This window comes from Haloferax sp. S2CR25, from assembly GCF_031624535.1.
GTDB lineage: Archaea > Halobacteriota > Halobacteria > Halobacteriales > Haloferacaceae > Haloferax > Haloferax massiliensis.
Map to the genome: position 1 here is coordinate 979,657 of NZ_JAMQOO010000001.1, position 18,278 is coordinate 997,934.

An 18,278-nucleotide genomic window follows, 5' to 3' on the forward strand; every position below is an offset into this window, starting at 1 on the left:
AAGGGCGTCGGAAGCGGCGAGGGGCGGTTCAGTCCTCGACCGCGGCCGGAACCTCGGTCGCGCCGTAGTCGCCGCGGACGCGTCGAATCGAGAGCTTGGCGACCGCCGCGAGTTGCTTGCGTCGCCGGACGAAAAGCGCCGTTCCGACGACCAGATAGACGACGGAGAAACCGATGAGCGAGGTCGGGCCGTCGAAGGTGACCGGGCCGAGTCCCGGAATCGGGAGCGTGAGCGCCAGTCCGGTGACGGAGTAGACGAACTGCGCCAAAAACAGGCCGAGCAGGGCGACCGCCTCGCGGAGGCTGATGGAGAACGTGACGAGGATGGCGATGGCGAAGTAGCTCTGGGCGGCCGTCAGCCAGAGTTCACCCATCTGGTGCGTGTCGAGCGGGAGCGGGGCGTAAGAGCCGACAGAGAGGCTGTAGACGAGGACGAGCGTCCCGATGAGGAGCGTCCACTGGTTGAGCTTCGAGGAGATGAGCGCGTTGAAGCCGGCGGTCGACCGCGCCTTGTTGACGAGGTAGGCCACGACGATGAGTTCGGGGCTCTCGCTCGCCAGCGGCGCGACCCACTGAATCATCAGGAACGAGGGGATTCCGACCGACTTCCCGAGGGCTTCGAGGCCGTGGGCGAACGGTTCGACGGCGACGAGGATGACGACGCCGGAGAAGACGAACAGCGCGAGCGTCGTGGCGATGCGCTTCGGTTTCCGGTACGACTGGAGGTACGCGGGGACGCCGATCTGTTCTTCGTCCTCGTGCGGCGAGTTCATCGCCACGAAGATGTACGTCACGTAGAGGCCGACGAGGACGAACATGTCGACCGCGCCGATGCCCGCCCCGAGCGGGACGAAGAAGGCGAACACGGTCGCGGCGAAGAGGAACAGAATCTCGGTCGCGATGCCGTGGTCGAGACGGACCACGTCCGCGAGGAAGCCGGGGCGGGACTCGACCGCCTCGTCGCCGGTGTCGCGGGCGCGGTAGACGGTGAAAAGCGCGATTGCGGACCAGCCGATACCGATGAGGATGCGGTTCGCCCCGGTCATGTTGGCGACCGCGAGGCTCGCGGCCTCCGCCGACTCGGGCGAGCCGGGGTTGATGCCGGCTTCCCACGCGTAGAGCGCGTCCACCGCGTACTCCGGGGCGACCGCGAGCACCGCGAGGATGGCGAGCGCGAACGCCCGCGGCACGTCGGCCTCGGCGGTCTCGGCACCCCACGCGAGGAGGAACGAGGCACCGAGGACCGCGACGCCGCTGAGGGCGACGGTGACGCCCGTCCCGAGGTCAACGCCGAGCACCGTGTGCAGGCCCAGCCACGGGACCGTCAGGAGCGCGGCTCCGAACACCGCGGTCAGCGGGTGACTGAGTCGTCGTCGTACCATCGTGGCTACAAGAGCGAAGCCGAAGCCGGTAGCTCTTGTGTTTCGAACCCCGGGGAGACCGCGGACCGGGCGCGCGGCCGAACGCTCCCGTCAGCGACCGGTCAGGGAAGGATGAGCCAGAAGAAGACGAGGTAGCCGCCGACGAGGAGACCGCCGTCGAGGCGGGACACGTTTCGGTTGCGGAGCATCAGCCCGATGACCCCGAAGGTGAACACGAGGAGCGCCGGGAAGTCCAGCGAGATGGTGCTCGCGGGGACGTTCACGGGGACCATGATGGCGAGGATGCCGAGGACGGCGACGACGTTGTAGATGTTCGAGCCGACGACGTTGCCGATGCTGAACTCCGACTCGCCGCGGACCGCGCTGATGACCGACGCCGCGAGTTCGGGCAGCGACGTGCCGAACGCGAGGACCGTCAGCCCGATGAACCGCGGCCCGAACCCGAAGGATTCGAGCAGCCCCTGCCCGCCCTGAATGAGCCAGTTCGAGCCGACGAACAGGAGGAGGAGGCCGAGACCGAGGTAGACGACGTCTCTGAGTTGCGCCGACACCTCGTCTTCGTCCTCGATGTCGATTTCGTCCGTGCCGAGGGCGTCGGCCTTCGCCGACCGCGCGCGGTACAGCAGGTAGCCCGTGAACGCGACGAGGATGAGCAGGAGGACGCCGCCGTCGACGGCGCTGAGGTTCCCGTCCATCCCGAGCGCGACGAGCGCGACCGCCGCGGCTATCATAAACGGAACGTGTCGGCGGAGCGTCGTCGTCGAGACGCCCATCGGCTGGATGAGCGCCGAGATGCCGAGGACGAGACCGATGTTGGCGATGTTCGAGCCGACGATAGCGCCGAGTCCGAGGTCGGAGCTGTAGCCCAACCCGCTCAGCACCGCGACGAAGAGTTCGGGAGTCGTCGTCGCGAAGGCGACGATGGTCACACCGACGATAGCTGCCCGGAGACCGAGGCCGATAGCGAGTCGAGAGGCCCCCTCGACGAGGGCTTCGGCCCCGAGGTAGAGCGCGACGATACCCGCCACGAGGAGCGCGGTATCGAAGGAAAGCAGGGTTGCGAGTGCCGACATACGCGGGAGTAGACCGACGGGACACCAAAAGCGCGCCGGTACACCGCAAGCCCGCGACGACCGACGCGAGAGCGCGAGACGGGGCGAACCCGCCGCGACGGCGGCCGTCGGGTCCCGGCGGAATCCGACGCGGGCGGGCGAGTTATATCGCCGGCAGGTCACCACCCGCCCATGCAAGTGTACGGTCTCGTCGGCAACCCCGTCGGCCACTCGCTGTCGCCGCCGATGCACGAGGCGGCCTACGAGGGGACCGGCCTCGACGCGCGGTACGTCACGTTCGAACCCGCCCGCGACGACATCGCGGCGGCCGTCGGCGGCGCGGACGCCCTCGGCGTCTCGGGGCTGAACGTCACCATCCCGTTCAAACAGGACGTGCTCGAACTGGTCGACCCCGACCCGTTGGCCGAGCGCATCGGCGCGGTCAACACCATCGACTTCGGCGCGGCGACGCCGACGGGGTACAACACCGACGCGGCGGGCGTCACGCGGTCGTTCGACCGCCACGGCGTCGACCTCGACGGAGCGGCCGCCGTGGTCGTCGGTGCCGGCGGGGCGGGTCGCGCCGCCGCGTTCGCCCTCGCCGACGCGGGCGCGTCGGTCCACGTCGCCAACCGCACCGCCGAGAGCGCGGTCGAACTCGCCGCGGCCGTCCCCGGCGCGACCGGCGGCGGACTCGACACGCTCGACCGGATTCGGGGGGCGGACGTGCTCGTCAACGCGACGAGCGTCGGGATGGAGTCACCCGAGGAGACGCCCGTCCCCGCGGAGTACCTCCACGGCGACCTCGCCGTGCTCGACGCGGTCTACACCCCACTTGAGACCCGACTCCTCCGCGAGGCTGCCGCGGCCGGCGCGACCACCATCGACGGCGCGTGGATGCTCCTCCTGCAGGGCGTCGAAGCGTTCGAGCTGTGGACCGGCCGCGACGCGCCCGTCGAGGCGATGAACGCCGAGCTCCGGAACCACCTCGAAAGCGACTGAGGCCGCTGGTTTTTAAATAACGGGATTGCATAGGAGAAGGTAACATGGGCTTGCTTGACACTATTTCGTCGTTCTTGAAATCCCTCGTTGGTGGCAACTCGTCGTCCTCCTCGAAGGAGGGACGTGACGACACGGCGACGGTTACGGTCGAACGCGACACCAGAACCGAACGCGAGGAACCGAACGTCGAGACCGAGGCCGCGGTGAAGGAACCGGTCGACGAGACGGAGCAGACCGACGAGGAAGCCGACGATGCGGTCGAACCCGAGGCCGACGCCGAGTCCCAAGCGGACGACGAGGACGCCCGTGACGACGCCGAAGCGGCGGCCGACGCCATCGAGGAAGCCGAACCGGACGACCAAGCGGAGACCGAAGCGGAGCCAGAACCCGAGCCGGAACCCGAGACGGAAGCCGCGGACGCTGTGGCCGAAGACGAGGGCGAGGCCGAGGACGAATCCGGCGAGCTCGGTGAGGCCGAAACGGAAGAATCCGACGAGGCCGAAACGGAGGAATCCGACGAAGCGGAGTCCGAAGACGGGACCGAGGTCGAGTCGGACGCCGAAGACGAAGGCGTGGACGCCGACACCGAAGGTGAATCGGAAGCGGATGCCGAAGACGAAGGCGACGAGCCGACCGCCGACGCCGACGCGCCGACCGTCGACATGATTCGCGGTATCGGCCCGGCGTACGCCGAGCGCCTCTCGGAGATCGGTATCGAAACCACCGCGGACCTCGCCGCGGCCGACGCCGACGAGGTCGGCGACAAAATCGACGTGTCGCCGAAGCGCGTCCAGCGCTGGATCGACCGCGCCGGCGAGGAGTAACCGACGCGCGTCCGGGAGCGACCGAGACGGCTGTTCTCACAACGGCGGTCGCTTCCGACACCTCGCAGACGCGTCGCGAAACCGTTTACCCGGCGGACGGACTGGTGTGGGTAATGACCGCACCGACCGTCGTCACCGACCGCGACGACTTTCGCGCGACCGCCGCGGTCGCGTCCGCCGGCTCGCGCGTCCCCGTCGAGGCCCGCGTCGCCGTCTCGGACCCCTTCGACGCCTATCGACGCGCTCGCCGGGACGCCGGCGGCTTCTTCTACGAGACGACCGGCGGGCAACCCGGATGGGGTGCCTTCGGCGTCGACCCCGCAGAGCGCCTGACCGTCGACGACCCCACCGACGGCCCGACCGCCGGCGACTGGGACGACTCCGGCGACGACACCGCGCCGAGCCTCGCCGCGCTCGAATCGCTCGCCGACGCGGAGACGCTCGTCCGCGGCGACTGCGACGTGCCGTACCCCTGCGGCCTGTTCGGCTGGCTCTCGTACGACGCGGCCCGCGAACTCGAATCGCTCCCCGAACAGACGACCGACGACCGGGAACTGCCGCATCTCCAACTCGGCCTGTACGACCTCGTGGCGTCGTGGGAGGAGCCCCGGCCCGACGACGGCGAGACGACGCTCCGCGTCACCTGCTGTCCCGTCGTCGAAGACGGTGCAGACCTCGACGCCGTCTACGACGAGGCGCGGGGACGGGCGACCGACCTCGCCGTCGAGGCCGTCGAGGGCGACCCCGACCCGGTCGCCGCGCCCGTCGAGGCCGACGAGGCGACGTTCGCAAGCGCCCCCGGCCGCGAGGCGTTCGCAGACCGCGTCCGCGCCGCGAAGCGGTACATCCGCGACGGCGACACGTTTCAGGCGAACCTCTCGCAGCGACTCGTCGCGCCCGCCGCGGTGCATCCGGTAGACGCCTACGCGGCGCTCCGAGAGGTCAATCCCGCGCCGTACTCGGGCCTGCTCGAACTCCCCGGCGTCGACCTCGTGAGCGCCAGCCCCGAACTCCTCTTGCGCGTCGAGGGCGACCGCCTCGTCACCGAACCCATCGCCGGCACCCGCCCGCGGGGGGCGACGCCCGAGGAAGACGACGCGCTGGAGGCCGACCTGACGACCGACGAGAAGGAGCGCGCCGAACACGCGATGCTCGTCGACCTCGAACGCAACGACCTCGGAAAAGTCTCGGAGTACGGCTCGGTCGAGGTGACGGAGTACCGCCGGGTGGACCGCTACTCGGAGGTGATGCACCTCGTCTCGCTGGTCGAGGGGACCCGACGCGAGGGGACCAGCCTCGCCGACGCCGTCGCCGCGGTGTTCCCCGGCGGGACCATCACGGGCGCGCCGAAGCCCCGAACGATGGAGATTATCGACGAACTCGAAGCCACCCGGCGCGGCCCCTACACCGGGAGCATGTTCGCCGTCGGCTTCGACGACCGCGCCGTGCTGAACATCGTCATCCGGACGCTCGTCCGCTTCGGAGACGAGTACCATCTCCGCGTGGGCGCGGGCATCGTCCACGATTCGGACCCCGAAGACGAGTACGACGAGACGCTGGCGAAGGCGCGGGCGCTCGTCACCGCCATCGACGAGGCGCTCGGCGAGCGCGCCAGCATGGCCGTGGGGGCCGAGCGATGACGCGAATCCTCGTCGTCGACAACTACGACTCCTTCGCTTACAACCTCGTGCAGTACGTCGGCGAAGCGGTCGCCGAGGCGCGTGACGAAAACGCGAATGGAAGCGGTTCAGACGCTTCGGACGACGTGCTCGTCTACCGCAACGACGCGGTCTCGGCCGACGATATCCGCGACATCGACCCCGACGGTATCGTCGTCTCGCCCGGACCCGGCACCCCCGCTGAGGCCGGCGTCTCGGTCCCGGTCTTCCGCGACCTCGACTACCCGACGCTCGGCGTCTGCCTCGGCCACCAGTCGCTCTGTGCCGCGCTCGGAAGCCCCGTCGGCCACGCGCCCCACGTCGTCCACGGGAAGCCCTCGCTCGTCGAACACGACGGTGCGGGCGTCTTTTCGGGGCTTCCCGACCGAATCGAAGTCGGCCGCTATCACTCGCTCGCGGTCGAACGCGGCGACGTGCCCCCCGAGTTGGCGGTGACAGCCTACACGGTCGCAGAGGACGCAGACGCCGGCGGTTCCGACACTGGGGAGGGCGACGAACCGGCGGTCGTGATGGGCGTCCGCCACCGCGAGAAGCCCCACGTCGGCGTCCAGTTCCACCCCGAGAGCATCCTCACCGACTCGGGGAAGGACATCGTTCGGAACTTCGTCGCGCTCGCCGCCGGCGACGGCCCGGCAGCAGAGGCATGGGGGGCCGAGCAATGAGCGACGATGGGGTCGGAGACAGAGACGCCGACGGCGACGCCGGTGGGCGGTCGCTTCGCTACCACGTCGACGGCGACCTCGTCCCCGCCGAGTCGGCGTCGATTCCGGTCACGGACCGCGGCTTCCTCTACGGCGACGCCGCCTTCGAGACGCTCCGCGCCTACGGCGGCGAGGTGTTCCACTGGGACGCCCACGCCGACCGACTCGCCGAGACGTGCGACGCGCTCGGGATGGACCACGGCCTGTCCGACGCCGACCTGCGCGCGCGAATCGACGAGACGCTGGCGGCGAACGACCTCGACGAGGCGTACGTCAGGCTCTCGGTCACCCGCGGCAGTCAGGGCGGCCGCCTCACGCCGGCCGAGGCGGTCGACCCCCGCGTCGTCGTCATCGTGGAACCGCTCGCCCGCGGCGGCCGCGGCTCCGACCCCGTGTGGGACGGCCCCGCGTCGGTCCAGACGGTCAAGACCCGGCGCGTCCCGGACCGGTCGCTCCCCGCGCGGGCGAAGACGCACAACTACCTCAACGGCATCCTCGCGCGCGTCGAACTCCGGGTCACCGGCGCGGACGAGGCGCTCATGCTCGACGCCGACGGCTACGTCACCGAGGGCGCGACGAGCAACCTCTTTTTCGTCGACGACGACGCGCTCTGTACGCCGAGCCTCGACGGCCCGGTCCTCCCGGGTATCACCCGCCGGGTCGTCCTCGACTTCGCTCGACAGGAGGGCATCCCCATTCGGGAGCGGCGCTTCACGCCCGACGACGTGCGCGACGCGAACGAGGCGTTCCTCACGAACTCGACGTGGGAACTCCGACCCGTCGAGACGGTCGACGGCATCGAGGTCGGCGACGGCCCGGTGACGAACCTCCTCTCGCGGCTCTACGACGACTACGTGGAGCGACGCCACTACGGCGGTGACGGTGGCAGCGGCGACGGCGACGGCGACAGTGTCGACGCCGACGAGAACTGAGCCGCGCCGCCGCGCTCGCCGTCAGAACTCGACGTTCGAACTCGAACTCCGGTCGGCCGGGTCGGTCTCGATTTCGCCCTGCCCGACGTAGTCGAACTCGTCGTCAGAGAGGAAGACGTGGTCGCCGTCGACCGTGAGTTCGAGGTCGTCGAGCACCGCGCCCTCGCACGGCCCGTAGTTGCAGTAGCCCGTGTCTGCCTCGAAGTACGCGCCGTGGTTCTGACAGATGACCTCGCCGTTGCGCATCGGCGCACCCGACCCCTTGTCGAGTTTGATGTGCGTCAGGTGCATACAGTAGTTCAGCCACCCTCGGATGCCGTCGTCGGTGCGGACGAGGATGGCTTCGCGCTCCTCGGCGTCGTCTTCGTCGGCCGCGCGGACCCGAAAGAGAAAGGTCGTGTCGTCGGGCACGTCGCCGACCGCGCAGATTCGTTCGAGGTCGCTCATTGTGCTCTCGTTGGCTCGGGGTCGAAAATCTCCTTCGGAAGCGGTCGATTGGGACGACGGCGCGAAGTCTCGCCCTCACTCGTCGAGACCCATCCGAAAGAGGGAGAGAATCCAGTAGCCAGCACCCACGAACAGGAGGAGTCCGAAGCTACCTACGAGGAGATTACCGGTTGCCAGTTGCCGTGTCCAGCCGAATCCGAGTATCGCGACGATGGCGAGGAGTCCACCGAGTATCGCTCGCTGGACCGCAGACCAAAGCTCTGTTCCCGAATCTGTAGAGGGCATACTCGGGCCCTACTCGCGGAGTGATTATCAATATGTGTTTCAGATTTGAAATTTCTGAAGGTTCGGGTCTCACGCTGTCGCGAGTTCGAGAACGTAGACGTAGACCTCATTCGCACCGGTTCGCGGCGCTCCCCGGTTCAACTCTACTGCGCTATGTGGCCGACCTCGTGGGTCGCGCCGAGCCGAGACTCGGCGCTCAGGAGTTGAGGTCAGCAAAACCATAGCGGGAGGTAGATTTGAACGACGCGAATCTCGCTTCGCTCGATTCTCTGGTTCAAACTACCTGTTGCGATTACCACGAAAAACGGGCAGCCACAGCGCGATAAAACGCGCTGCTTGGGGTGTAGTTTTCAGGAGAATAGCGGGAGGTAGATTTGAACTACCGATCTCCGGGTTATGAGCCCGGCGGAATCTCCTGGCTATCCCATCCCGCTGAATCAACAAACGAGTCTGCTATTGTTAAGACTTCTGTTTCGGGAGCCGTGTGTCAATTTTCACCGTGAGTCGCGCTGACTCGAACGGGCCGCGATGCGCCACGTGAACAGGCTTTCGGCGACGTAGTTCAGGAGCATCGACGCGCCGATAGCGAGGGGCAGCGGGATGAGTTCCCAGAGGTCGATACCGGCGACCGGAATCGACAGCGGCACCTCGCCGAGCGCCCGGACGACGAGCACCTGCACGAGGAGGCCGCCGCTTCTGACGAGGTTCGACTTCACGAAGCGCCGGACCTTCGCGGTGAGCAGGTCCGAGCCGGCCCCCGCGAACGTCCAGCGGTCGTTGATGACGAACATGACGACGATTGCGAGTTCCGCACCGGCGAGCTTCGCGAGTTCGTTGGCGACGCCGAAGAAGACGATGAGGAGGCTGCTCAGAGAGAGGTCGAACACCGCGCCGACCGCACCCACGGAGGCGAACTTGCCGAACCGGACGCCGGAAGCGAGTTCCGACAGCCGGTCAGTCATCCGTGACCTCCGCCGAGAACTGCTCGACGAGGGTCCGCTCGTCGTTCCGAGCGTCGATGAGTTCGTGGAGGCGGTCCTCGCGAATCGTCCGGGCGCGGTGGCGCGACCGGAGCAGGCCGCGGGCCATCTTGAGCGTCGTGTCGACCGGCGAGACCGTCGAGTCCGGCTGGTCCTCCCAGACGACCGGCACCTCGGCCACGCGGTGACCGAACGCGCCCGCGACGGCGATGAGTTCGATGTCCCACGCGAATCCCGGCTCGTACAGGTGGGTCCGAACGTCGCTCCACGCCGCGGCGGTGATGGCCTTCGCGCCGCACTGGTAGTCGTACAGCGGGACCTCGGTCAGGTGGCGGGCCAGCCACGCGAACCCGTCGCCGAGGTAGCGCCGGGCGACCGTCTGGTGGGAGGCGACGGTCGCGTTCGGGTGACGGCGCGACCCCACGGCGAGGTCGGCACCGTCGCGGGCGGCGGCGACGACGTCGGCCATCGACGCGGCCGGCGTGCTCCCGTCGGCGTCGGCGAACGCGAGGACGTCCGTGCGGAGCGACTCGAACCCGGCGGTGATGGCCGCGCCCTTGCCGCGGCGGGCGTCGACGGCGTTCACGCGGGCGACGGCGGGGAGGGCGTCGAGGGCGTCGAGCGTCTCGGGCCGCGGCGAGTCGAGTTCGACGCGGACCGCATCGGGGTCCAGCACCTCGACGAGGGCGTGGACGTAGGGGACCAGACGCTCGGGGTCGGGTCGATACGCGGGGACCACCACCCCGACAGACTGCGACATGCACGACCATTCACTCAATGGGGTAAAAAGCGAACCGCTCTGGGGCGCGCCGACCATCACAAAACGTATTGCATCCGCGGCGCAGTCATCGGACAGATGGAGTACGCCCTCGTCGTCCGGTGGTTGCTGCTGTTCGCGGCCCTCTGGGCGGTCGGTCTTCCCCTCTCGACCCGGCTGTTCCGCCGCCTGCCCGGTCGCGGTGCCGGACTCGCCCTCCCCGTCTCGCTCGTCGTCTTGACCCTCCCGGCGTACTACGTCGGCCACCTCTCGTTCGGGCCCGCCGCCCTCATCGCCGGCGTCGGGACGCTCCTCGTCGCCTCGGCGGTCGCGGGACTCGACCTCGGCGCGCTCCGCCGCGGCGACTTCCGACTCGCGCCCGACCTCGAAATCGACCGACGCGCCGTCGCAGACGCGGCCGCGGTGTTCCTCGTCGCCTTCCTGTTCGCCGTGGCGCTCCGGGCGCTCGACCCGGCGGTCCACGCCGGCGGCGGCGAGAAGTTCCTCGACTTCGGCCTCCTCCAGTCGCTCGCCCGCGCGTCGGTCCTCCCGCCGGAGGACATGTGGTTCGCCGGCGAACCGGTCCGCTACTACTACGGCGGCCACCTCGTGTCGATTCTCCTCGCGCGACTCACCGCCACCGACCCGTCGTTCGCCTACAACCTCGCGCTCGCCGGCTTCTTCGGCCTCCTCGTCACCGCGGCGTTCGAACTCGGACGGGGCGTCGCGACCGCCGCGGGCGCGAGCGGTCGCCTCGGCGGCCTGCTCTCGGCGTTCTTCGTCGGCTTCGCCAGCAACCTCGTCACCGCGGGGCGGTTCGCCCTCGCCGCGCTCCCCGAGGGGCTACGCCGGCCCGTCGCGGAGGCCGTCGCCGAACGCTCGCGATACACCGTCTCGCAGGTGCTCGCCGGGAGCGCGGAGTTCTCGTACTGGAACGCGAGCCGCGTGATTCCGGACACCATCAACGAGTTTCCGCTTTTCGCGTGGCTCAACGGCGACCTCCACGCCCACATGCTGGGCACGCCGTTTCTGCTCCTCGCGGCCGGCCTCGCCTTCGCGTACTTCCGGACGCCGGAGGAGGCGGTCGGCGAGCGCCGACTCCTCGTCGCCGCGACGACGCTCGTCGGCGCGCTGCAGGTCGTCGTCGACACGTGGAGCTTCCCGTCGGTGTTCGGCGTGCTGTTCCTCGGGATGGTGTTCGCACCCGCGCGCCCGTGGACGTTGTTCCCGGGTCGAAAGCGCGTTCGCTCGGCCGTCGGCGACAGCCCGGTCGCCGGCGAGTTAGCCCGCCTCGGCGGCACGGTCGCGGCGGTCGGTCTCGCCGGCGTCGCCGCCGCCGTCCTCGCCAGCCCGTTCCTCCTCGGCGCGGTCGCGGGCGGCGGGAGCGCCCGGACGGTCGAGCTTCTCTCGCCCGACCAGCGAAGCGGGTTCGGCGCGCTGGCGCTCGTCCACGGGGCGTTCCTCGCGGCGTTCGCGGTTTACTACGTCCGTCGTCTCGGGGCGCAAGACGGACTCGGCGGCCGCGAGTGGGTCGCGCTCCTCGGGAGCTTCGCGGCGCTGACCGTCGTCGCGGCCGCGCAGTCGTTCGCCGCGCTCGCGCTCGTCGCCCCCCTCGTCGCCGTCGGGTGGGTGCTCCTCCGGTTCGCCGACGACCCGCGGTTCGAGACGGTGCTCGTCGTCGCCGGCGCGGGCCTCGTGACGCTCGTCGAACTCGTCTACGTGAACGAGCAGGCCGGCCCCGGTCGGATGAACACGGTGTTCAAGACGTACATGCAGGTCTGGGTGCTCTGGGGGAGCGCGATGGGTGCCGTGCTGGCGGGATTCGTCGGCGACGCGGTCGCCGCGGGCGACGTGTCGCTCCCGAGGGTCGACCTCGGCGTTCGCGGGGGCGCGGTCCGGGTCGCCGGCGTCGCCTTCGTCGTCCTCCTCGTCGCCTCCACGTCGGTGTACGGAGGACTGGCCGTCGCTGACCACGCGAACTCCCCCAGGGAGGAGGCGACGCTGGACGCGACGGCCTTCGCGGAGTGGCGGCACGGAAACGAGTCGGCGGCCATCACGTGGCTCGACGAGACCGTCGAGGGCAACCCCACGATGCTCACCGCGCCGGGGACGACGTGGTCCGAGACGGTGACGGACGAACGCGAGAGCGTCATGTACGGCTGGCGCGGGAACCCCGAATCGAGCCTGACGGGCGTTCCGACGGTCGCCGGCTGGGCGCACGAAATCGGCTACCGCGGCCCCGACGCGTACTACGGCCGCGTGCGCGACGTGGACGCGATGTACGTCGGAAACGAGTCGACGCGGGCGCGGCTCATCGAGCAGTACGACGTGCAGTACGTGTGGGTCGGACCGGGCGAGCGCGCCCGCTACGGAGAGATAGAGACGGACGTGGCGTGGCTGACGCCGGTCCACCGGTCGGGGTCGGTCGTGGTCTACGAGGTAGAAGAAGCGAGACTACCTTAGGCCGCGCCGCGCTCGCGGACGACTTCGACCGCCTCGGCGTCGACGCCCTCGGTTTCCAGCCAGTGCGGGACGAACTCGCGCTTTTCGAACGCCTCGCGCTCGTCTTCCGTACCGACGGTACACCACAGCTGGACGCGGTCGGGGCCGTGCCAGTCGCCCTGCCGGTCGACCGAAAACAGGACGTACTCCTCGCCGTCGTACTCGATGACGCCGTCGCGCCGAACGCCGGGGTCGCCGTGGATGATGAGCTTCTTCATGTGCCGGGATTGGCACAGTCACCGCTTAATCGCTTCGGCTTCGGGCGTGCGCCGGGCGGCGGGCGTTCCGCGGTCGGTCGGAGTCACCGTGGCCTGCCCACACGTGACACGCCGAACGCCCGGTCGCGGCGGGTTCAGGGGCCGCGGCGAACCAAACGGGTTTTAACGGGCCACACCAAAACCCACCACAAGGTCGATATCTATGCAGATGCCACGCCGTTTCAACACGTACTGCCCGAACTGCAAGGGACACCACGAACACGAAGTGGAGAAGGTCCGGAAGGGACGCCCGACCGGCATGAAGTGGAACGCCCGTCAGACGCGACGCGGCAAGGCCACTATCGGTAACGCCGGTAAGTTCTCCAAGGTCCCCGGTGGCGACAAGCCGACGAAGAAGACCCACCTGAAGTACATCTGCTCCGACTGTGGCAAGGCCCACATGCGCGAGGGCTGGCGCGCCGGTCGCCTGGAGTTCCAGGAGTAAATCATGGCAGGAAACTTCTACAAGGTCGCGTGCAGCGACTGCGAGAACGAACAGGTCGTCTTCGGAAAGGCCTCCTCGGTCGTCAACTGCGCCGTCTGCGGGACGACCCTCGCCACGCCGACCGGCGGCAACGCCGAGTTCCACGGCGAGGTCGTCGAGACGGTCGAGCGTCGCGACAGCGACGAACTTGAGGCGTAACTCCCCGGAGGACCTCGCATGAAGTACAGCGGATGGCCTGACCCCGGCGAACTCGTCGTCGGAAAGGTAGACGACATCGCGGACTTCGGCGTCTTCGTCGACCTCGAAGAGTACGAGGACAAACGCGGCCTCTGCCACATCAGCGAGGTCGCCAGCGGATGGATCAAGAACGTTCGCGACCACGTCCGCGAGGGACAGACAGTCGTCGCTAAAGTGCTCGAAGTCAACGAGAGTTCCCAGCAGATAGACCTCTCGATAAAGGACGTCAACGAGCACCAGCGCAAAGAGAAGATTCAGGAGTGGAAAAACGAGCAGAAGGCCGACAAGTGGATGGCGCTGGCGTTCGGCGAGGACATCGCCGACGACCGCTACCAGTCCATCGCCAACGCCCTGCTCGCCGAGTTCGAGTCGCTCTACGACGGCTTCGAGCAGGCCGCGATTCACGGCATCGAGGCGCTCGAAGGCGTCGAACTCGGCGACGACGAACTCGAAGCCATCGTCGAGACCGCGCGTCAGAACGTGTCGGTTCCCTACGTCAACGTCACCGGCTACGTCGACCTGCGCTCGCCCGCGGGCGACGGCGTCGACGACGTGAAGGAAGCCCTGAAGGCCGCCGAGGGCGACGGCGAAATCGGCGACGAAATCGAACTGTCGGTCACGTACGTCGGCGCGCCCGAGTACCGCGTCAAGGTCAAAGCGCCCGACTACAAGACCGCCGAAACCGAGCTCGAATCGAGCGTCGCTCGGGCCCGCGAGGTCATCGAGGCCGCGGGCGGAACCGCGGAGTACCATCGCGAACGCAGCGGCGACGAAGAGTAATCGCATGAAATCAGACATCCGGGTGTGCAGCGCGTGGCGCGACCGCCACGACCGCCCGGTGTACTCGCTTTCTGAGACCTGTCCGGAGTGCGGCGCACCCACGGAGAACAGCGCGCCCGCGCCCTACAACCCCGAAGACCCCTACGGCGAGTACCGCCGCGCGCGGAAGCGCCGCCTCGCCGAGGAGTCGGCGTAGCCGGCTTCGGCTACCGACGCTCTCTTAACCGGCGCGTCCGCCACTACGTGCATGGACGACATCGAAATCGAGGCTGTCGAGGAGGTCGACCTCGCCGACCCCGTGCTCATCGAGGGGTTACCGGGCGTCGGCAACGTCGGCAAACTCGCCGTCGAGCACCTGCTGGAGGAGTTCGAGGAGGCCACGCTGGTCCGCCGCGTCTACGCCGACGTGTTCCCGCCGCAGGTGACCATCGAGGAGGGCGTCGCCGAGCTGACCCACGTCGCGATTCACGCCGTCGAGACGCCCGGCGAGGGGCCGGACCTCCTCCTCCTCACGGGCGACCACCAGGCCCAGTCCAACGAGGGCCACTACCACCTCACCGACGCCTTCCTCGACATCGCCGAGGAGTTCGGCGTCGAGCGCCTGTTCGCGCTGGGCGGCGTCCCGACCGGCGAACTCGTCGACGAGCCGTCGGTCCTCGGGGCCGTCGCCGACGAGTCCCGCCTCGACGAACTCGAAGAAGCCGGCATCGAGTTCCGCGAGGACGAGCCAGCCGGCGGCGTCGTCGGCGTCTCCGGGCTGCTTCTCGGCCTCGGCGGTCGCCGCGGCCTCGACGCGACCTGCCTGATGGGCGAGACGAGCGGCTACCTCGTCGACCCCCAGAGCGCGCAGGTCGTCATCGAAGTCTTACAGGACCTCCTCGACTTCAGCGTCGACTTCGAGTCGCTCGAAGAGCGCGCAGAGGAGATGAAGGAGGTCGCCGCGAAGATTCAGGAGATGCAACAGCAACAGCAGGGAACCATCGCCAGCGACGACGACCTCCGGTACATCGGCTGAGGCCCCACCGTCGCGGGCCGTCGAATCTCGACTCGTCTCGCACCGTCTCGTTTTCGAACTGGAGTTTCAGGCTTCGATGATGTCGTCGTCTGCGAACTCCGGGACGACGACCTCGCCGTCGAGCGACTGCACCGCGCGGCCGCCGACGCGAATCTCCGCGCCGACCCGCACGCGGACGGTGCTCGGGCGGTCCACGAAGTGGCCCTGTTCGATACGGAGTTCGTCCGGAACGGAGTCGAACGCGCCGACCTGTCGGAGGTACGCGCCGCACGCGCCGGCGGCGGTTCCGGTCGCCGGGTCCTCGGAGATGCCGATGCCGGGCGCGAAACACCGCGCGTGGAGCGTGGAGTCGCCGTCGATGGCGTCGAAGGTGTAGGCGTAGACGCCCGCCGCGTCGTGTTCGGCGGCGAGGTCGGCGATGGCGGCGTCGTCGGGGTCGGCCCCCGAGAGGTGTTCGAGGAAGTTGACCGGAACGACGAGGAAGGGAAGCCCGGTGGAGGCGACCGCCACGGGGAGGTCCGCGCCCACGTCGCGGAGAGCGGCGTCGTCGACGCCGAGCGCCGCCGCGAGGCGGTCGTAGTCGATTTCGAGCGGGCGCACCGTCGGCGCGTCCTGCGTCATCCACACCTCGCCGAGGTCGCCGAGTTCGATGTCGAGGGTGCCGACGTTGGTCTCCAGCGTGTGCGTGCCCGGTTCGAGTTCGCGCTCGGCCGCGAGGTGGGCGTGGGCCGCGATAGTCGCGTGGCCGCAGAGGTCGACTTCCTGTTGCGGCGTGAAATAGCGGATGCGGCGGTCCGCGGCGGCCGACGAGCAGACGAACGCCGTCTCGCTCGCGCCGAGTTCGGCGGCGACGGCGCGCATCTGTTCCGCGTCGAGGCCGTCGGCGTCGGGGACGACGCCGGCCGCGTTGCCGGACAGCGGTTCGGTCGTGAAAGCGTCGACGAGGAGGGCGCGTCGGCTATCCATGGAAAGGCGCACTACACGGCGATGTATCAAACCAGCGGGTCGGCGGTCGGGTCGTGTGAGAAGGGAGGAGGGCGATACGAGCGGGCGCGATTCGGGCGCGAGTTAGTCGACCGCGACCGACTCACGCGCGGGTCCACCGGACGCGGCCGCTCGTTTGAGCCGCGCCGTCGCCCTGCATCACTTCGCGCATGTTCATACAGCCGGGACACCCGACGACCTCGTCCATGTCGTTGCCGAAGACGCGGACGAAGTCGCGGGAGACGAACTCACCACAGTTACCACACGTGTGCATTCTGGTTCCACCTACAGATCCGCATACTCCGGCACTCGATATAACTATGTCCTTTGTTAACATGCGTTAATATCTGCCTGAACGGGAGGTCCTCCGGTTAGTCGCCGGATAACCTCGATTCGAGCGGTTTTGACACGGCGACACACGGGCGGGGCGAGTCGTACAGATTAAAGGGCGTCAGGCGCGGCAGTACGCACGGTGAACGGAAGATATGGGCGACCTCCCCGACGAGTTTAACTGTACTATCACGAACTGGGAGTACATCTACGGCCTCTGCCGCGACGTCTCGGACGAGGTCAAGACATCCGAGTTCGAGCCCGACGTCATCGTCGCGCTGGCCCGCGGCGGCTGGTTCGCGGGCCGGTGTATCTGTGACTTCCTCGGGCTGGACGACCTGACGAGCCTGAAGATGGAACACTACGTCGGGACGGCCCAGAAATCGAACGAGCCGGAGGTCCGCTACCCGATGCCGGAAGGCAGCGTCGAGGGCAAAGACGTGCTCATCATCGACGACATCGCCGACACCGGCGGCTCCATCAAGCGCGCACACGAGTACGTCAACGAGCGCAACGCGGGCGAGGTCCGGACCGCGACGCTCCAACTCCTCCAGACCAGCGAGTTCGAACCCGACTACGTCGGCGAGCGCCTCGAAGCGTGGGCGTGGGTCGTCTACCCGTGGAACTTCATCGAGGACATGATAGACCTCACCTCGGGCGTCATGGCGAAGGCCGACGACGACACGTTCGAACTCGAAGACGTCCGCCACTACCTCGCGGAGTTCCACGACGTGGACCGCATCGAGATGGAAATCGCCCAACCCGACCGGATGCCGGAAGTCATGTCCGAGATGGAGCGCCGCGGCTACGTCGAGTCCACCGGCGACGGCGCGTGGCGACTCCTCGAAAACGACGGCGTCGGAGCCTGAACGCGGGGTCGCTCGCTCCGGCCTCGTTCGACTGCTTCGGCGCTGTTGAATTCTCTTGAGGTCGACAGGGCGAGTGTGACCCAGACGGCGGATGTAGTCAGCGCGGTTGCGACCGCCCGTAGAGACGCCGTCGCGGCTCACGGGCGAAAACAGGACCGGATGTCGGGCGAAGCGGCCGTCGAATCGTACGGACGTCCGGCGGTCGGTCGCTCAGGCACCCATGTTCGCCACTTTCTCGGCGAACTCGGCGTGGAGGTCGGCGTGGTGATGGACGACCTTCCACTCGCCTTTCTCCTTCCGGTAGACGTTGGTCGTCCGACCCTCCAGGGACATCGGTTCACCCGCAAACGTCCACGACACCGACTCAGTACAGAGTTCGTACGCGGCGTCGCCGATGACGCGGATGGCCTGGTCCGACCGGGTGACCGTGCCATCCGAACTCGCCGATGCGACGCCGGCGAAGGACCCGGAGACGGCCTCCCATCCCGTTTCCCGCCCACCGATTGGATGCATGGTCGTCACGTCGTCCTCGTGTGACCAGCTGTCCGCCATGGAGTCGGCGTTCCCGTTCGCCATCGCTTCTAGTGCCCCGTAGAACTGGTCGGATGCGGCTCGGACGTCGTCTTCGGCTGCTACGCGTTTTGTAGACATTACAAACCTCACCGTAACGACGACTCCTGAGCATATATACTACGCTCATGTGTAGCAGATTGTTGATTTCAGAGAGTCGCTTTGACAGCGTGTTTGAGTGCTTCTCGACCGGGTTTTCTGAAGAGTTCGCTGCGTAGCTGAAAGGCGCGAAGATACTGTGTCAACTTG

General features: G+C 68.2%; 22 protein-coding genes, 1 tRNA gene and 1 pseudogene. 12 read left to right on the forward strand and 12 right to left on the reverse strand.

Annotation, left to right across the window (positions count from 1 at the left end):
- Positions 1-28: 28 nt before the first annotated feature.
- Together NDI65_RS05160 and NDI65_RS05165 are read right to left on the reverse strand one after the other, a co-directional pair.
- Positions 29-1,345, reverse strand: coding sequence for a sodium:calcium antiporter (locus NDI65_RS05160; protein ID WP_089779927.1), 1,317 nt, complete (start codon positions 1,343-1,345; stop codon positions 29-31).
- A gap of 137 nt (positions 1,346-1,482) precedes the next feature.
- Complete coding sequence (locus NDI65_RS05165; protein ID WP_089779063.1) at positions 1,483-2,454, reverse strand: calcium/sodium antiporter; 972 nt, start codon at positions 2,452-2,454, stop codon at positions 1,483-1,485.
- Positions 2,455-2,625: 171 nt separating this feature from the next.
- On the opposite strand from NDI65_RS05165, the gene NDI65_RS05170 reads away from it, so the two are divergent.
- From NDI65_RS05170 to NDI65_RS05190, 5 genes are all read left to right on the forward strand, one after another.
- Positions 2,626-3,435, forward strand: a complete 810-nt coding sequence (locus NDI65_RS05170) for a shikimate dehydrogenase (protein WP_310893445.1) — start codon at positions 2,626-2,628, stop codon at positions 3,433-3,435.
- A 44-nt stretch (positions 3,436-3,479) separates the two neighbouring features.
- The gene (locus tag NDI65_RS05175) at positions 3,480-4,259 is read left to right on the forward strand and encodes a helix-hairpin-helix domain-containing protein (protein WP_089779065.1); all 780 of its coding nucleotides are present in this window, start codon (positions 3,480-3,482) and stop codon (positions 4,257-4,259) included.
- Between the two features lie 113 nt (positions 4,260-4,372).
- Complete coding sequence (gene pabB, locus NDI65_RS05180) at positions 4,373-5,899, forward strand: aminodeoxychorismate synthase, component I (RefSeq protein ID WP_089779066.1); 1,527 nt, start codon at positions 4,373-4,375, stop codon at positions 5,897-5,899.
- Positions 5,896-6,600: an aminodeoxychorismate/anthranilate synthase component II gene (locus tag NDI65_RS05185; protein WP_089779068.1), complete on the forward strand. Its 705-nt coding sequence runs from the start codon at positions 5,896-5,898 to the stop codon at positions 6,598-6,600. Before pabB ends, NDI65_RS05185 begins: the two co-directional genes overlap by 4 nt.
- A complete protein-coding gene (locus tag NDI65_RS05190; RefSeq protein WP_089779070.1) occupies positions 6,597-7,571 on the forward strand; it encodes an aminotransferase class IV in 975 nt (324 codons plus the stop codon). Before NDI65_RS05185 ends, NDI65_RS05190 begins: the two co-directional genes overlap by 4 nt.
- A gap of 21 nt (positions 7,572-7,592) precedes the next feature.
- Here NDI65_RS05190 and NDI65_RS05195 read toward each other — a convergent pair whose 3' ends face one another.
- The 5 genes from NDI65_RS05195 to NDI65_RS05215 all read right to left on the reverse strand — a co-directional run bounded on the left by NDI65_RS05195 (position 7,593) and on the right by NDI65_RS05215 (position 10,043).
- Positions 7,593-8,018, reverse strand: a complete 426-nt coding sequence (locus NDI65_RS05195; protein ID WP_089779072.1) for a Rieske 2Fe-2S domain-containing protein — start codon at positions 8,016-8,018, stop codon at positions 7,593-7,595.
- Between the two features lie 75 nt (positions 8,019-8,093).
- Entirely contained in the window at positions 8,094-8,303 is a 210-nt protein-coding gene (locus NDI65_RS05200) for a hypothetical protein (RefSeq protein ID WP_089779074.1), read from the reverse strand.
- Between the two features lie 359 nt (positions 8,304-8,662).
- Positions 8,663-8,737, reverse strand: a tRNA-Met gene (locus NDI65_RS05205).
- 60 nt (positions 8,738-8,797) lie between these two features.
- Entirely contained in the window at positions 8,798-9,265 is a 468-nt protein-coding gene (locus tag NDI65_RS05210) for a GtrA family protein (protein WP_089779076.1), read from the reverse strand.
- Entirely contained in the window at positions 9,258-10,043 is a 786-nt protein-coding gene (locus NDI65_RS05215; protein ID WP_310893446.1) for a glycosyltransferase, read from the reverse strand. The genes NDI65_RS05210 and NDI65_RS05215 overlap by 8 nt, the downstream gene beginning before the upstream one ends.
- A gap of 96 nt (positions 10,044-10,139) precedes the next feature.
- Between NDI65_RS05215 and NDI65_RS05220 the strand changes: the two genes are divergently transcribed.
- Positions 10,140-12,503 (forward strand): DUF2298 domain-containing protein, encoded by a 2,364-nt coding sequence (locus NDI65_RS05220; RefSeq protein ID WP_310893447.1) that lies wholly within the window; start codon positions 10,140-10,142, stop codon positions 12,501-12,503.
- On the opposite strand, the gene NDI65_RS05225 is transcribed toward NDI65_RS05220, so the two are convergent.
- On the reverse strand, positions 12,500-12,760 hold the full coding sequence (locus NDI65_RS05225; protein WP_004972858.1) for an HAH_0734 family protein: 261 nt from the start codon (positions 12,758-12,760) through the stop codon (positions 12,500-12,502). The two genes, NDI65_RS05220 and NDI65_RS05225, sit on opposite strands and share 4 nt — an antisense overlap.
- 202 nt (positions 12,761-12,962) lie before the next feature.
- Here NDI65_RS05225 and NDI65_RS05230 point away from each other — a divergent pair, with 202 nt between their 5' ends.
- Genes NDI65_RS05230 through NDI65_RS05250 form a run of 5 tightly spaced genes read left to right on the forward strand, consistent with a single transcriptional unit; the run spans position 12,963 to position 15,276 of the window.
- On the forward strand, positions 12,963-13,244 hold the full coding sequence (locus tag NDI65_RS05230) for a 50S ribosomal protein L44e (RefSeq protein WP_004972860.1): 282 nt from the start codon (positions 12,963-12,965) through the stop codon (positions 13,242-13,244).
- 3 nt (positions 13,245-13,247) lie between these two features.
- Positions 13,248-13,442, forward strand: coding sequence for a 30S ribosomal protein S27e (locus tag NDI65_RS05235; protein ID WP_004044235.1), 195 nt, complete (start codon positions 13,248-13,250; stop codon positions 13,440-13,442).
- A gap of 18 nt (positions 13,443-13,460) precedes the next feature.
- Positions 13,461-14,261 (forward strand): translation initiation factor IF-2 subunit alpha, encoded by an 801-nt coding sequence (locus NDI65_RS05240; RefSeq protein ID WP_089779080.1) that lies wholly within the window; start codon positions 13,461-13,463, stop codon positions 14,259-14,261.
- A 4-nt stretch (positions 14,262-14,265) separates the two neighbouring features.
- Positions 14,266-14,457, forward strand: a complete 192-nt coding sequence (locus tag NDI65_RS05245) for an RNA-protein complex protein Nop10 (protein ID WP_089779082.1) — start codon at positions 14,266-14,268, stop codon at positions 14,455-14,457.
- Between the two features lie 51 nt (positions 14,458-14,508).
- A complete protein-coding gene (locus NDI65_RS05250; RefSeq protein WP_089779084.1) occupies positions 14,509-15,276 on the forward strand; it encodes a proteasome assembly chaperone family protein in 768 nt (255 codons plus the stop codon).
- Positions 15,277-15,342: 66 nt separating this feature from the next.
- On the opposite strand, the gene NDI65_RS05255 is transcribed toward NDI65_RS05250, so the two are convergent.
- Both NDI65_RS05255 and NDI65_RS05260 read right to left on the reverse strand, forming a co-directional pair.
- On the reverse strand, positions 15,343-16,242 hold the full coding sequence (locus NDI65_RS05255; protein ID WP_089779086.1) for a PhzF family phenazine biosynthesis protein: 900 nt from the start codon (positions 16,240-16,242) through the stop codon (positions 15,343-15,345).
- Between the two features lie 121 nt (positions 16,243-16,363).
- Positions 16,364-16,534 (reverse strand): hypothetical protein, encoded by a 171-nt coding sequence (locus NDI65_RS05260; RefSeq protein ID WP_004970126.1) that lies wholly within the window; start codon positions 16,532-16,534, stop codon positions 16,364-16,366.
- 211 nt (positions 16,535-16,745) lie between these two features.
- On the opposite strand from NDI65_RS05260, the gene NDI65_RS05265 reads away from it, so the two are divergent.
- Entirely contained in the window at positions 16,746-17,459 is a 714-nt protein-coding gene (locus NDI65_RS05265) for a phosphoribosyltransferase (RefSeq protein WP_004970128.1), read from the forward strand.
- 210 nt (positions 17,460-17,669) lie between these two features.
- On the opposite strand, the gene NDI65_RS05270 is transcribed toward NDI65_RS05265, so the two are convergent.
- Positions 17,670-18,110, reverse strand: a complete 441-nt coding sequence (locus NDI65_RS05270) for a nuclear transport factor 2 family protein (protein WP_226908732.1) — start codon at positions 18,108-18,110, stop codon at positions 17,670-17,672.
- A gap of 68 nt (positions 18,111-18,178) precedes the next feature.
- Positions 18,179-18,278: pseudogene (locus tag NDI65_RS05275) on the reverse strand (IS1595 family transposase); the annotation flags it as partial.